The sequence below is a fragment of the Pseudomonas sp. 10(2024) genome (genome assembly GCF_045164175.1).
GTDB lineage: Bacteria > Pseudomonadota > Gammaproteobacteria > Pseudomonadales > Pseudomonadaceae > Aquipseudomonas > Aquipseudomonas alloputida.
This window is the reverse complement of record NZ_CP174006.1, coordinates 4,660,150-4,673,402: the sequence shown is the minus strand read 5'-3', so window position 1 is coordinate 4,673,402 and position 13,253 is coordinate 4,660,150. Positions and strand designations below refer to the sequence as shown.

The window sequence follows — 13,253 nt, the reverse complement described above, 5'->3', positions numbered from 1 at the left end:
GAAAAAAGCAGCCTTCGGGCTGCTTTTTTGCGTTTTGAAACCCCGAAAATGTGATTGCCATGACGACCCGAGACCAGGAAATCCAGCGCCGCACCGAACTGTCGGTGACCCGCGTGACCAAGGCGGTGTTCCCCAATACCACCAACCACCACAACACCCTGTTCGGCGGCACCGCCCTGGCCTGGATGGACGAAGTGTCGTTCATCGCTGCCACGCGTTTCTGCCGCCTGCCGTTGGTGACCGTGTCTACCGACCGCATCGATTTCAAGCACCCGATTCCGGCGGGCTCGATCGTCGAGCTGGTGGGGACGGTGATCAAGGTCGGCAACACCAGCTTGCAGGTGCAGGTGGATGTGTTTGTCGAGAACATGTACCTGGATGGCCGTGACCGGGCGATCCATGGGGTGTTCAGCTTCGTCGCCATCGACGAGGACAAGCGCCCGGTGCCCGTGCTGCCAGGCGCCTGAGTATCACGGCTCTGGTGCAGGCTCGATCAATGCCACCAGGGTCCAGCCCGGCTGCGGCTGCAACGGGTTATCAGGGCTGGCTACATGGACCCAGCCCTGGCCATCGCGGGCGAACAGCAAGTGTGCCCGCTCGCCATGCAGCGCCTGGTAGGCATCCCAGCCAAAGCCTTCGGTCAGGTTGGTGCTATACAGCTCGGCGCCCTGATGCATGCGGTTGGCCAGCTGCAGATAGGTCATCGGCTTGGCCCCCAATAGATGCCCGCGGTGCTCTTCGGCCGCTCGGTGCTTGTCGCTACGTTGTTTCTCCAGACCACTGGCTAGCACGAACAGCCGGCTGTGGCCGAAATCATGACGGAACCTGGCGCAGGCCAGGGCATTGATTTCGCCGGCGGGAGAGAGGCCCAGCAAGTGCCCGAGGCCGACCAGGTCAAGATGGGCGTCGGCATGCTGCGAGGCCGGGTTGCCAAAGTAGGTCGTGAGCCCGTCCATGCGTGCGGCGCGGATGTTTTCCCAGCTGGAGTCCGTCAGCAAGACCCGGCAGCCCAGGTGTTGAAGGGCTTTGGCAATGGCCCGGGCCGGTTCGTTGGCACCGACGATGAGAAACCCGCTGGGTGCCGGTTCGGCGACCTTGAGCAAGCGTGCCAGCGGCCTGGCCGTGGCGCTTTGCAGTACCACCGTGCCGATGATGACCGCGAAGGTCAGCGGTACCAGCAGCAAGGCATCCTGGTGGCCGGCCTGGTGCAGGCGGATGGCAAAAATGGCTGAAACGGCCGCCGCGACGATGCCGCGTGGCGCAATCCAGGCCAGCAGCGCGCGCTCCCGCCAGTTGAGTGTCGAGCCCAGTGTGGCCAGCCAGACGTTGAGCGGGCGTGCCAGCAGCTGGATCACCAGCAACAATGCCAGCACAGCAGGGCCAAGGCCTAGCAGGGCATGCAGGTCAAGGCGTGCAGCCAGCAGAATGAACAGGCCGGAAATCAGCAGCACACTGAGGTTTTCCTTGAAGTGCAGGATCTGCCGCACATCAACCCCGCGCATGTTGGCCAGCCACATGCCCATCACGGTCACGGCAAGCAGCCCGGACTCGTGCATGATCTGGTTGGCGGCGATGAATATCCCCAGTACCGCCGCCAGTGACGCGAGGTTGTGCAGATACTCTGGTAGCCACTGTTCGCGCATGATTTGCCCCAGCAGCCAGCCCCCCGCCGCGCCCAGGGTGGTGCCGCAGAAGAGCACACCGGCGAAGGTGATGAGGCTCTGGCTCAGGCCGTTACCCTCGGCGCTGGCGATGATGAAGCTGTAGACCACCACGGCGAGCAGCGCGCCGATCGGGTCGATCATGATCCCTTCCCAACGCAGGATGTTCGCGATCGCTGCCTTTGGCCGCACCACGCGCAGCATGGGCACGATCACCGTGGGGCCGGTCACCAGGGTCAAGGTGCCGAAAAGAATCGCCAGCGGCCAGTCGAACCCGAGCAGCCAGTGGGTTGCCAGTGCAATCACCAGCCAGGTGACCAGTGCACCCACCGTGACCAGGCGATGCACCACGCTGCCAATCTCGCGCCACTGCGACAGGTGCAGGGTCAGGCTGCCTTCGAACAGAATCAGCGCCACCGACAGCGACACCAGCGGCATCAGCAATGGGCCGAACAGCGCCTCGGGGTCGAGCCATCCCAGCGCTGGGCCGGCAAGGATCCCGGCCAACAACAGAAACAGAATCGCCGGCAACTTCAGGCGCCAGGCCAGCCACTGGCAGGCGAGCGCCGCTGCGCCGATGCCGCCCACACTCAGAAGGATCTGCTGTTCGCTCATGCGGGCTCCCTATGCCGGCGTTGTTATGAAAGACTAAGCGCCATTTCGTCGTTTGCCACCGAGATTTCATGCCCGCCCTCGACCACCCCCTGATCGACCAGTTCCTTGACGCCTTATGGCTGGAAAAAGGCCTGTCCGACAACACCCGCGTGTCCTACCGCAGCGACCTGGCCCTGTTCAATGGCTGGTTGCAGGAGCATTCGGTATCGCTGCCGGACGCCGGCCGCGACCTGATCCTCGATCACTTGGCCTGGCGCCTGGATCAGGGCTACAAGCCACGTTCCACGGCGCGTTTCCTCTCCGGCCTGCGCGGCTTCTTCCGTTACCTGCTGCGGGAAAAGCTGGTGGCCATCGACCCGACCCTGCAGGTCGACATGCCGCAATTGGGCAAGCCGCTACCCAAGTCACTGTCCGAAGCCGACGTCGAAGCCCTGTTGCAGGCTCCGGACCTGGGCGAAGCCATTGGCCAGCGCGACCGTGCCATGCTCGAAGTGCTCTACGCGTGCGGCCTTCGGGTTACCGAACTGGTCAGCCTGACCCTCGACCAGGTCAACCTGCGCCAGGGTGTGCTGCGGGTGATGGGCAAGGGCAGCAAGGAACGTCTGGTGCCCATGGGTGAAGAGGCGGTGGTGTGGTTGGAGCGCTACCAGCGCGATGGCCGCGCCGAACTGCTCAATGGCCGGCCCAGCGACGTGCTGTTCCCCAGTCAGCGCGGCGAGCAGATGACGCGCCAGACCTTCTGGCACCGTATCAAACACCACGCACGGGTTGCCGGCATCGACAAGCCGCTGTCGCCGCACACCCTGCGGCATGCCTTCGCCACCCACCTGCTCAACCACGGTGCCGACTTGCGGGTGGTGCAGATGCTGCTGGGCCACAGTGACCTGTCGACCACACAGATCTATACCCATGTCGCCAAGGCCCGCCTGCAGCAGTTGCACGCCCAGCACCACCCGCGTGGATGAATGTTTTTCATGTTCCGCCGACCGGTCCTTGCGACCCCCTTCACTTGCAGCGTGATGTGGTAGGCTTGGGCGGTTTGCACCAAGGGCCGCACGGTCACCGCGTATTTTCCGCAGGTGGCGCCCTCCGGCCCCTGTCCGCCTTCAGGAGTTCCCATGCGCGTGACCCAGTTTTTCGCCGCCGCCGCGTTGGCGCTAGCCAGTACCTTTGCCGTTGCCGCGGCAACCGATAGCAACGCCGGTGCCGAGCAGGCCATCCGTAAATCGTTGCAGAACCTCGAACTGGAAGTGCCTGTGGAAAGCGTGGCCAGCAGCCCGCTCAACGGCCTCTATGAAGTCAAGCTGCAGGGCGGCCGCGTGCTGTACGCCAGCGCTGACGGCCAGTTCGTGATGCAGGGCTATCTGTTCCAGATCCAGGACGGCAAGCCGGTCAACCTCACCGAAAAAACCGAACGCCAAGGTATCGCCAAGCTCATCAACGGCATTCCAGCCGGCGAGATGGTGGTTTATCCTGCCAAAGGCGAGACCAAGTCGCACATCACCGTATTCACCGACACTACCTGCCCGTACTGCCACAAGCTGCACGCCGAAGTGCCCGAGTTGAACCGTCGCGGTATCGAAGTGCGCTATGTCGCCTTCCCGCGCCAGGGCCTCGGTTCGTCGGGTGACCAGCAGTTGCAGGCGGTGTGGTGCTCCAGCGACCGCCGTGGGGCGATGGACAAAATGGTCGAAGGTGAAGAAATCAAGGCCGCCAAGTGCAGCAACCCGGTCAGCAAGCAGTTCCAGCTGGGTCAGTCGATCGGGGTCAACGGCACGCCGGCCATTGTTCTTGAAAGCGGCCAGGTCATTCCGGGCTACCAGCCGGCACCGCAGGTCGCCAAGCTGGCACTTGCCAAGTAATCCAGTTCAGTACGCCGTCGTCATGGGGTGACGGCAAGTTTCACGGTCGGCAAACGTGTCGGCCGTTCAATGGGGAGTTCACAGTGAAACCGGTCAAAGTAGGCATCTGTGGGTTGGGGACCGTCGGTGGCGGAACCTTCAATGTACTTCAGCGCAACGCCGAGGAGATTGCCCGCCGTGCCGGGCGCGGTATTGAAGTGGCACAGATCGCCATGCGCTCGCAGAACCCGAACTGCCAGATTACCGGTACCCCCATTACCGCTGACGTGTTCGAAGTTGCAAGCAACCCGGAGATCGACATTGTCATCGAGCTGATCGGTGGCTATACCATCGCCCGCGACCTGGTGCTGAAGGCCATCGAAAACGGCAAGCACGTGGTCACCGCCAACAAGGCGCTGATTGCCGTGCACGGCAACGAAATCTTCGCCAAAGCCCGCGAGAAGGGCGTGATTGTCGCGTTCGAGGCGGCCGTAGCCGGTGGCATCCCGGTGATCAAGGCCATCCGCGAAGGCCTGTCGGCCAACCGCATCAACTGGCTGGCCGGCATCATCAACGGCACCGGCAACTTCATCCTCACCGAAATGCGTGAGAAGGGCCGTGCCTTCCCGGACGTGCTGGCTGAAGCCCAGGCGCTGGGCTACGCCGAAGCCGACCCGACCTTCGACGTAGAAGGCATCGACGCTGCGCACAAGCTGACGATTCTGGCGTCCATCGCGTTCGGTATCCCGCTGCAGTTCGACAAGGCCTACACCGAAGGTATCACCCAGCTGACAACGGCAGACGTGAACTACGCCGAGGCCTTGGGCTACCGCATCAAGCACTTGGGTGTGGCGCGTCGCACCGCCGAAGGTATCGAGCTGCGCGTGCACCCGACGCTGATCCCGGCCGACCGTCTGATCGCCAACGTCAACGGTGTGATGAACGCTGTCATGGTCAACGGTGATGCTGCTGGCTCCACCCTGTACTACGGTGCCGGCGCGGGTATGGAGCCTACCGCTTCGTCAGTGGTCGGCGACCTGGTCGACGTGGTCCGTGCCATGACCTCCGACCCGGAAAACCGTGTGCCGCACCTGGCCTTCCAGCCAGACTCGCTGTCGGCCCACCCGATCCTGCCGATCGAAGCCTGCGAAAGCGCCTACTACCTGCGCATCCAGGCCAAGGATCACCCGGGCGTACTGGCCCAGGTCGCCAGCATCCTCTCGGAGCGCGGTATCAACATCGAGTCGATCATGCAGAAGGAAGCCGAGGAACAGGACGGCCTGGTGCCAATGATCCTGGTGACCCATGGCGTGGTCGAGCACCGTATCAATGACGCCATCGTCGCCCTGGAAGCCCTGCAGGACGTGGTCGGCAAGGTTGTGCGCATTCGCGTCGAGCAGCTCAACTAACAAATATTGCCGACGGGCCGCCCGCGCGGCCCCGGCCCCAGCATCGAAGGTTTGCACCCATGCGCTATATCAGTACCCGCGGCCAGGCACCGGCCCTGAATTTCGAAGACGTGCTGCTGGCTGGCCTGGCCAGCGACGGCGGCCTCTACGTGCCGGAAAACCTGCCACGCTTCACCCAGGAAGAAATCGCCTCGTGGGCCGGCTTGCCCTACCACGAGCTGGCCTTCCGTGTGATGCGTCCGTTCGTCGAAGGCAGCATCGCCGACGCCGACTTCAAGAAGATCCTCGAAGAAACCTACGGCGAGTTCGCCCACGCTGCGGTCGCCCCGTTGCGTCAGCTGAACAGCAACGAGTGGGTGCTGGAGCTGTTCCACGGCCCGACCCTGGCGTTCAAGGACTTTGCCCTGCAGTTGCTCGGTCGCCTGCTTGACCATGTGCTGGCCAAGCGCAACGAGCGCGTGGTCATCATCGGTGCCACCAGCGGTGATACCGGTTCTGCCGCGATCGAAGGCTGCCGCCGTTGCGACAACGTCGACATCTTCATCCTGCACCCGCACCAGCGTGTGTCGGAAGTGCAGCGCCGCCAGATGACTACCATCTTTGGCGACAACATCCACAACATCGCCATCGAAGGCAACTTCGACGACTGCCAGGAAATGGTCAAGGCCAGTTTCGCCGACCAGTCGTTCCTCAAGGGCACCCGCCTGGTCGCCGTCAACTCGATCAACTGGGCGCGGATCATGGCCCAGATCGTCTACTACTTCCATGCAGCCCTGCAGCTGGGTGGCCCGGCGCGCTCGGTGGCGTTCTCGGTACCGACCGGCAACTTCGGCGACATTTTCGCCGGCTACCTGGCGCGCAACATGGGCCTGCCGGTCAGCCAATTGATCGTCGCCACCAACCGCAACGACATCCTGCACCGCTTCATGAGCGGCAACCAGTACGTCAAGGAAACCCTGCACGCGACCCTGTCGCCGTCGATGGACATCATGGTCTCGTCCAACTTCGAGCGCCTGCTGTTCGACCTGCATGGCCGCAACGGTGGTGCGATTGCCGAGCTGATGGCCAACTTCAAGCAAGGTGGCGGCTTCAGCGTCGAGCAAGACCGCTGGACCGAAGCCCGCAAACTGTTCGACTCGCTGGCTGTCAGTGACGAGCAAACCTGCGAGACCATCGCAGAAGTGTTCGCCGCCACCGGTGAAGTGCTCGACCCGCATACCGCAATCGGCGTCAAGGCTGCCCGCGAGTGCCGCCGCAGCCTGGAAACGCCAATGGTGGTGCTGGGTACCGCGCACCCGGTCAAGTTCCCGGAAGCGGTGGAGAAGGCCGGTGTGGGCAAGGCGCTGGAGCTACCCGCGCACCTCAGCGACCTGTTCAGCCGTGAAGAGCGTTGCACGGTACTGGCCAACGACCTGAAGGCTGTACAGGGCTTTGTCAGCCAGCACGGCAACCGCGGCAAGCCGCTGTAACTGCATGGCGTTTGGGGCTGCAGAGCAGCCCCAACGTCTCAGCCTTTTCCCTCAGGTCTATCAGAAACATCCTATTCGGCCTGCCGAGCACCCCGCATAAATTAGCCGGTCCTCCCAACAGGAGCGGCTCATGCACCAGCCCTATGTGTTGATCCACCAGGCTCGCCCATCCCACCAGATCCTCTTGCACCAGGCCCTTAACGGCCAAGGCGTCTTCAACGTGCGCATCAGCGAGAGCATCGCTGACCTCGACGCCTGCCTCTGCGCTGAGCGTCGCCCCGACCTGCTGATCCTCGACCACGCCATGCCAGCCCGGGCCGGCCTTGCCCTGTTCGCCCAGCCGCAGCGAGCGCGCGCATTGCTGTTCGTCGGCCATCCTGCCCCAACGCGTCAAAACCTTGCCCAAGAGGCCAGGAAGCGCGGCATGTGGGTGCTCGACGAGTTGCCCTGGCCGCTGTCGATGCCACGCCTGCAGCATGCCTTGCAAACACTGCAGGTGCGCCCAGGGAGGCGTATTCAAACTGTCATGCCAGCCCCGCATGCTCACTGAAGCGGGCGCGGTTTGACGAACTTTCTGCGGCGCCTGCTGGTCAGTTACTTTAGGTCCCACCACGCAGCGAGTGATCCGGATGGAAAGAATCTGCAGCCTGCTCAACGAAGCCCTGACGCCCTATCAGACCCACCTCGGCACCGCCGATCCCAGTGGTAATCGCCAACTGACCGTTCACGACCCTCTCTCGGGTATTACCTTGCGGCGCACGGTCAGCGAGCGCCAATTGCAGGAGCAACGCCTGCTGATCGACCTCGTGGACGGCCTGCACCGAGACCTGCAGATAGCTGAGGGGCGGTTGCAGCCATGTGTAATCGCAGCATTGCAGCATCGCCAGCAACCGCAGGGAACCTTTGCCTGAGTGGTTTATCAGACAGTGTAAGGGCAGCCAGCCAGTGCTTTGCTCCGGCGCTGGCAAGGCTGTCACGGGAAGTCCTCAAGGGCTTTCGCTTGGCCCCGGGCGTCTTCCCCAGCGTCCGGGGTTTCTTTTTCTCGGCAGGCACGTATCCCCCGTCTGCCTCTGCAACGACCGTGCATACGGGTTGGGCTTATTTGTCCTCAAAGAAACGCCGGCTTTCCTGTAGATAGTCTTCTCGCAATGCCAGGTCCAGCCAGCGGGCATACAACCCTGGCAACACATCCCGGCGCAGGGTAGGCAGCAACTGGTCGATGTGGGCAACTGCCGCACGCCCCAGTTCGCTGTTTGAACACCCCACATGCAGAAACTGGTAGCGATTCACGCCCTGCACAGTATGAAACTGGTAGTCAGCCAGTGACCCGCCTTGTTGTTGGATCAGGTAGCGCACTTCAGGCCAGTAGCCGAGCACCAGGCGCAGGCGCCCCAGTTGCTGCATCTGCAACAGGTTGGCGGTGGCCTCGTTGCCGTAGTGGCGGCTGAGCGCGCTGTCGGGCAACTGGCGCAGGATGCTGTCAATCTGCGTGCCGTAGCTGCGCTCGGCGACAATCCCCAGTTTCAGCGGGGCCTTGCTCAGCAGGCCATGCAGGTCCACCTGATGGCCGTCGAGGTAGGGTGCCACCAGCGCCTGGTTTTCCTTGCGCAACACCAGGCCGCCGCTAAGCACGCCCAGCGCTGGAACGGAAAAATGCACATATTTGGCCCGTTCAGGGGTCCACAGCAGGGTTGGGTCGCAGGTGAAGGTGTCACGGTCTTGCAGCATCTGGAGGCCGCGGGCGCGGTTGACCCGCACGATGCTGTGTTCGTACTCGGGCATCTGCCTGATCAGCAGTGGTAACAACTGGTCGATGACCCCCTGGCCTTCTTCCGTGCCTTCAAAAATGGTGAACGGTGGCAGGTCGCGCACCAGCCAGAAGAGGTGCTCCTTGGCGCTTGCTGGCTGCAACAGCAACGCAGGCAACAGCCCGCAAAGCAGGACCAGATGGCGTAGGCAACGCGGCGCGCACATGGAACCGGTCAGCGCCAGGATCAGACCGTGCCCGCTGCGCGCAGGCTGGCGATGGCCGCTGCGTCGTAGCCCAGGCTGCCGAGCAGCGCCTCGGTATGCTCGCCCAAGGCCGGGCCGACCCATTCGCTAGAGCCGGGAGTCTCCGACAGCTTGGGCACGATGCCGGGCATGTGGAATGGCTTGCCATCCGGCAGCTTGGCCTGCAGGAACATCTCGCGTGCCAGGTACTGGGGGTCGTTGAACATGTCTTCGGCCGAATAGATACGGCTGGCCGGCACTTCGGCAGTGGTCAGCACCTGCATCAGTTGCTCCAGTGGCAGGCTGTTGGCCCAGCGGTCGATTACCCCATACAGCTCGTCACGACGCAGGTCGCGGCCGTCGTTGCTGGCCAGGGTCGGGTCGTTGGCGAGGTCATCGCGACCGATGGCCTGCATGAAGCGCTTGAAGATCGCATCACCGTTGGCGCCGATCTGTACATGCTTGCCGTCGGCGCTTGTGTGGATGGAGGAGGGCGTGATGCCTGGCATGATGTTGCCGGTGCGTTCGCGGATGAAACCGAACACATCGAATTCCGGGACCATGCTCTCCATCATGGCAAAGATCGCCTCGTACAGGGCCACGTCCACCACCTGGCCCTGGCCGCCATTCACCTCCCGGTGGCGCAGCGCCATCAGCGCGCCGATCACCCCCCACAGGGCGGCAATCGAGTCACCGATGGAAATCCCCGTGCGCACTGGCGGGCGGTCATCGAAACCGGTGATATAGCGCAGGCCGCCCATCGACTCGCCTACGGCACCGAAGCCTGGCTGGTCTTTCATCGGCCCGGTCTGGCCAAAGCCCGACAGGCGCACCATCACCAGGCGCGGGTTCAGCGCATGCAGCACATCCCACCCCAAACCGAGTTTTTCCAGCACGCCCGGGCGAAAGTTTTCGATCAGGATGTCGGCCTCGGCCAGCAGGCGCTTGAGGATATCGCGGCCCTCGGGGTGCTTGAGGTTGAGGGTGAGTGACTGCTTGTTGCGGGCCTGCACGAACCACCACAGCGAGGTGCCCTCGTACAGCTTGCGCCACTTGCGCAGCGGGTCGCCGCCATCGGGCGATTCGACCTTGACCACTTCGGCGCCGAATTCGGCACAGATACGCGAGGCGAACGGCCCTGCGATCAGGGTACCGAGTTCGACAACTTTAAGGCCGGCGAGGGGTTTGCTGGGCGTCGACATGGGGTGTCCGTGGCAGTTGGGCAGAGCCGTGGTTTTATCACACGTCGGTTTCGCCGGGTACTGCTGCGGGGCATGGAAGGTGCGGATGGGTTAGACTGTGCCACTTTCTTTTGCACGAAGCCCGTCGACCATGGCCCAGCCGTCCACCACCTACAAGTTCGAATTGAATCTCACCGACCTTGATCGCAACGTCTACGAAAGCGTCAAACAGACTATCGCTCGGCACCCTTCGGAAACCGAAGAGCGCATGGCCGTTCGTTTGTTGGCGTACGCGCTCTGGTACAACGAGAACTTGTCGTTTGGCCGCGGCCTGTCGGATGTCGATGAGCCAGCGCTGTGGGAAAAGAGCCTGGACGATCGCGTGCTGCACTGGATTGAAGTTGGCCAGCCCGATGCCGATCGCCTGACCTGGTGCTCGCGCCGTACCGAACGCACCAGCTTGCTGGCGTACGGCAGCCTGCGAGTGTGGGAAGGCAAAGTGGTGAGCGCGGTCAAGAACCTGAAAAACCTGAGCATTGCCGCTGTGCCGCAAGAGGTGCTGGAAACCCTGGCGACCGACATGCCGCGTAGCATCAAGTGGGACGTGATGATCAGTGAAGGTACGGTATTCGTGACTGACGACCGTGGCCAGCATGAAGTGCAACTGCAGTGGCTGCTCGGTGAGCGTGGTTGAAGCAACCCATGCGTATCGAACCTCGCCCGCTGCCGCCGACCCTGCCATTTCTGGGTAACCTGCCACCCTTGCTGACCCGCCTTTACGCCGCGCGCGGCGTGCAGAGCGAGGCCGAGCTGGACAAAAGCCTGGCACGCCTGCTGCCGTACCAGCAGCTCAAGGGCATCGAGGCCGGTGTGGACCTGCTGGTCGAAGCCATCGACCAGCGCCAGCGCATCCTCATCGTCGGCGACTTCGATGCCGACGGTGCCACCGCCAGCACCGTCGGGGTGCTGGGCCTGCGCCTGCTGGGTGCGGCCCATGTCGATTACCTGGTACCCAACCGCTTCGAGTACGGCTACGGCCTGACCCCGGAAATCGTCGAGGTGGCGCTGCAGCGCCAGCCGCAGTTGCTGATTACCGTGGACAACGGCATTTCCAGTGTTGATGGGGTGGCAGCCGCCAAGGCCGCCGGGCTCAAGGTGCTGGTCACCGACCACCACCTGCCGGGCGAGCAGTTGCCCGATGCCGATGCCATCATCAACCCCAACCAGCCGGGCTGCAGCTTTCCGAGCAAGTCGCTGGCCGGGGTAGGGGTGATCTTCTATGTGTTGATGGCCCTGCGCGCTCGCTTGCGCAGCCTTGGGCGCTACGAGGCGCAGCCACAGCCGAACATTGGCGAGCTGCTCGATCTGGTGGCGCTGGGCAGTGTTGCTGACGTGGTGCCGCTGGATGCCAACAACCGCATCCTGGTGCACCAAGGCCTCGAGCGCATCCGCGCCGGTCGAGCCCGACCAGGGCTGAAGGCCATTCTCGAAGTGGCCCGCCGTGATCACCGGCGCATCACCTCGACCGACCTCGGTTTCATCCTCGGCCCGCGGTTGAACGCCGCAGGGCGGCTGGACGACATGAGCCTGGGTATAGAATGCCTGCTGTGCGAAGACGCGGCGCTGGCCCAGGACATGGCCCAGCAGCTGGACGACCTGAACCAGGACCGCAAGTCCATCGAGCAGGGCATGCAGCGCGAGGCCCTGGCCCAGCTCAAGGACCTGCCGGTCGAGTCCATGCCCTACGGCTTGTGCCTGTTCGATGCCGATTGGCACCAAGGGGTGATCGGTATTCTGGCTTCGCGTCTGAAGGAACGTTACCACCGGCCGACCATTGCGTTCGCTGATGCTGGCGACGGCATGCTCAAAGGTTCGGCGCGCTCGGTGCCGGGCTTCCATATTCGCGATGCGCTGGATGCCGTGGCCGCGCGCCACCCGCAGCTGATCAGCAAGTTCGGCGGCCATGCCATGGCTGCCGGTTTGTCGTTGCCAGAAAGCAACTTCCCGGCATTCGCCGAGGCCTTCGACGAAGAAGTGCGGCGTCAACTGCGCGAAGAAGACCTGACCGGCCGGCTGTTGTCCGACGGCAGCCTGGCGGTAGAGGAGTTCCACCTCGACCTGGCCAAGGCCCTGCGCCATGCCGGCCCATGGGGCCAGCACTTCCCAGAGCCGCTGTTCCATGGCGTGTTCCAGCTGGTGGAGCAGCGTGTGGTTGGCGAGCGGCACCTGAAGGTGGTGCTCAAGAGCGAGTGTGGGTCGGTACGGCTGGATGGCATTGCCTTCGGCGTCGATCGTGAAGTGTGGCCGAACCCGACCGTGCGTTGGGTCGAGTTGGCGTACAAGCTGGATGTGAACGAGTTTCGCGGCAATGAAAGTGTGCAGTTGATGATTGCCCACATGGAGCCGCGCTGACTGCAAATAGGGGGCTGCTTTGCAGACTATCGCCGGCAAGCCAGCTCCCACCTCGACCGCATTGAATTCAAGTCATGCCCGCTCCCACACATACAACTGTTAGTGGCGGATCTCGGATTGCCTTTTGCACTTCCGGATCTGCCAGTGCATGACGCCTGCTGCGACGAACGAAGCCAGGCTCAGCAGTGAGAAGAACACAATCCCCTCGACTGCTTCCCGGTTGTAAGTCTCTATCACATACTTCTTGATTGCTTGATCGTACAGAATTTCATCGCTGGTCGATAATTGTCTGACGATTGAGCCGGCTAAAGCATCTTCGACATCTGCAAACAGGGGCGTCGCCTTGCTAAGGTTGGCGGCGTCGAAGCGGGCTTTTTCTGCATAAACCCATGTTTTGATCAGATGGCCGCTTGGTTCGGTGTAAGTAATGCCAAAACTGTAGATCGACTTGTCATGCTCCCAAAGTTCGGGTTTTGATGTAAGAGTGGCTGGAACGCGTACCCAGGGAGCTGTTACTGGTTGTGTGCTGCTGTTCCAGTTCGTTAGGTAGATCGGAATAAAACATAAGAAAATGAAGCCGATAAGTAACATGGATGTCATTCGCTTATGGGGTTCCAAAGCCTGCATGATTTCGATCCAGGAACGCCAAGTTAACATCAGCAAATCCCTCCTA

Annotated in this window: 13 protein-coding genes; 9 read left to right on the top strand and 4 right to left on the bottom strand. The window is 62.6% G+C overall.

Features of this window, described 5'->3' with window-relative positions; translation table 11 throughout:
* The first annotated feature begins 59 nt into the window (after positions 1-59).
* Positions 60-467, top strand: a complete 408-nt coding sequence (locus ACI7M0_RS21175; protein ID WP_014592194.1) for an acyl-CoA thioesterase — start codon at positions 60-62, stop codon at positions 465-467.
* 3 nt (positions 468-470) lie between these two features.
* On the opposite strand, the gene ACI7M0_RS21170 is transcribed toward ACI7M0_RS21175, so the two are convergent.
* Positions 471-2,276, bottom strand: coding sequence for a sodium:proton antiporter (locus tag ACI7M0_RS21170; RefSeq protein WP_020191174.1), 1,806 nt, complete (start codon positions 2,274-2,276; stop codon positions 471-473).
* A 68-nt stretch (positions 2,277-2,344) separates the two neighbouring features.
* On the opposite strand from ACI7M0_RS21170, the gene xerD reads away from it, so the two are divergent.
* From xerD to ACI7M0_RS21140, 6 genes are all read left to right on the top strand, one after another.
* Positions 2,345-3,241, top strand: coding sequence for a site-specific tyrosine recombinase XerD (xerD, locus tag ACI7M0_RS21165; RefSeq protein WP_003252154.1), 897 nt, complete (start codon positions 2,345-2,347; stop codon positions 3,239-3,241).
* 153 nt (positions 3,242-3,394) lie between these two features.
* Complete coding sequence (locus ACI7M0_RS21160) at positions 3,395-4,138, top strand: thioredoxin fold domain-containing protein (RefSeq protein ID WP_049587384.1); 744 nt, start codon at positions 3,395-3,397, stop codon at positions 4,136-4,138.
* Positions 4,139-4,221: 83 nt separating this feature from the next.
* The gene (locus ACI7M0_RS21155; RefSeq protein WP_129933701.1) at positions 4,222-5,526 is read left to right on the top strand and encodes a homoserine dehydrogenase; all 1,305 of its coding nucleotides are present in this window, start codon (positions 4,222-4,224) and stop codon (positions 5,524-5,526) included.
* 59 nt (positions 5,527-5,585) lie between these two features.
* Complete coding sequence (gene thrC / locus ACI7M0_RS21150; protein WP_129933700.1) at positions 5,586-6,995, top strand: threonine synthase; 1,410 nt, start codon at positions 5,586-5,588, stop codon at positions 6,993-6,995.
* A 130-nt stretch (positions 6,996-7,125) separates the two neighbouring features.
* Positions 7,126-7,545, top strand: coding sequence for a response regulator (locus tag ACI7M0_RS21145; protein ID WP_129933699.1), 420 nt, complete (start codon positions 7,126-7,128; stop codon positions 7,543-7,545).
* Positions 7,546-7,624: 79 nt separating this feature from the next.
* Positions 7,625-7,906, top strand: coding sequence for a DUF3509 domain-containing protein (locus ACI7M0_RS21140; protein ID WP_061405586.1), 282 nt, complete (start codon positions 7,625-7,627; stop codon positions 7,904-7,906).
* Positions 7,907-8,093: 187 nt separating this feature from the next.
* Here the strand turns inward: ACI7M0_RS21140 and ACI7M0_RS21135 are convergent, their stop codons facing one another.
* On the bottom strand, positions 8,094-8,969 hold the full coding sequence (locus ACI7M0_RS21135; protein WP_129933698.1) for a TIGR02285 family protein: 876 nt from the start codon (positions 8,967-8,969) through the stop codon (positions 8,094-8,096).
* Positions 8,970-8,989: 20 nt separating this feature from the next.
* Entirely contained in the window at positions 8,990-10,189 is a 1,200-nt protein-coding gene (locus ACI7M0_RS21130; RefSeq protein WP_010952569.1) for a CaiB/BaiF CoA-transferase family protein, read from the bottom strand.
* A gap of 130 nt (positions 10,190-10,319) precedes the next feature.
* On the opposite strand from ACI7M0_RS21130, the gene ACI7M0_RS21125 reads away from it, so the two are divergent.
* Both ACI7M0_RS21125 and recJ read left to right on the top strand, forming a co-directional pair.
* Entirely contained in the window at positions 10,320-10,862 is a 543-nt protein-coding gene (locus ACI7M0_RS21125; RefSeq protein ID WP_003252169.1) for a YaeQ family protein, read from the top strand.
* 8 nt (positions 10,863-10,870) lie between these two features.
* Positions 10,871-12,580, top strand: coding sequence for a single-stranded-DNA-specific exonuclease RecJ (recJ, locus tag ACI7M0_RS21120; RefSeq protein WP_129933697.1), 1,710 nt, complete (start codon positions 10,871-10,873; stop codon positions 12,578-12,580).
* A 99-nt stretch (positions 12,581-12,679) separates the two neighbouring features.
* On the opposite strand, the gene ACI7M0_RS21115 is transcribed toward recJ, so the two are convergent.
* The gene (locus ACI7M0_RS21115; protein WP_129933696.1) at positions 12,680-13,237 is read right to left on the bottom strand and encodes a hypothetical protein; all 558 of its coding nucleotides are present in this window, start codon (positions 13,235-13,237) and stop codon (positions 12,680-12,682) included.
* Positions 13,238-13,253: the final 16 nt, after the last annotated feature.

Bases quoted from the DNA above. Each gene is read 5' to 3' on its own strand.
- ACI7M0_RS21175 (WP_014592194.1), top strand. From the start codon at position 60: ATGACGACCCGAGACCAGGAAATCCAGCGCCGCACCGAACTGTCGGTG.
- ACI7M0_RS21170 (WP_020191174.1), bottom strand. From the start codon at position 2,276: ATGAGCGAACAGCAGATCCTTCTGAGTGTGGGCGGCATCGGCGCAGCG.
- xerD (WP_003252154.1), top strand. From the start codon at position 2,345: ATGCCCGCCCTCGACCACCCCCTGATCGACCAGTTCCTTGACGCCTTA.
- ACI7M0_RS21160 (WP_049587384.1), top strand. From the start codon at position 3,395: ATGCGCGTGACCCAGTTTTTCGCCGCCGCCGCGTTGGCGCTAGCCAGT.
- thrC (WP_129933700.1), top strand. From the start codon at position 5,586: ATGCGCTATATCAGTACCCGCGGCCAGGCACCGGCCCTGAATTTCGAA.
- ACI7M0_RS21145 (WP_129933699.1), top strand. From the start codon at position 7,126: ATGCACCAGCCCTATGTGTTGATCCACCAGGCTCGCCCATCCCACCAG.
- ACI7M0_RS21140 (WP_061405586.1), top strand. From the start codon at position 7,625: ATGGAAAGAATCTGCAGCCTGCTCAACGAAGCCCTGACGCCCTATCAG.
- ACI7M0_RS21135 (WP_129933698.1), bottom strand. From the start codon at position 8,969: ATGTGCGCGCCGCGTTGCCTACGCCATCTGGTCCTGCTTTGCGGGCTG.
- ACI7M0_RS21130 (WP_010952569.1), bottom strand. From the start codon at position 10,189: ATGTCGACGCCCAGCAAACCCCTCGCCGGCCTTAAAGTTGTCGAACTC.
- ACI7M0_RS21125 (WP_003252169.1), top strand. From the start codon at position 10,320: ATGGCCCAGCCGTCCACCACCTACAAGTTCGAATTGAATCTCACCGAC.
- recJ (WP_129933697.1), top strand. From the start codon at position 10,871: ATGCGTATCGAACCTCGCCCGCTGCCGCCGACCCTGCCATTTCTGGGT.
- ACI7M0_RS21115 (WP_129933696.1), bottom strand. From the start codon at position 13,237: ATGTTAACTTGGCGTTCCTGGATCGAAATCATGCAGGCTTTGGAACCC.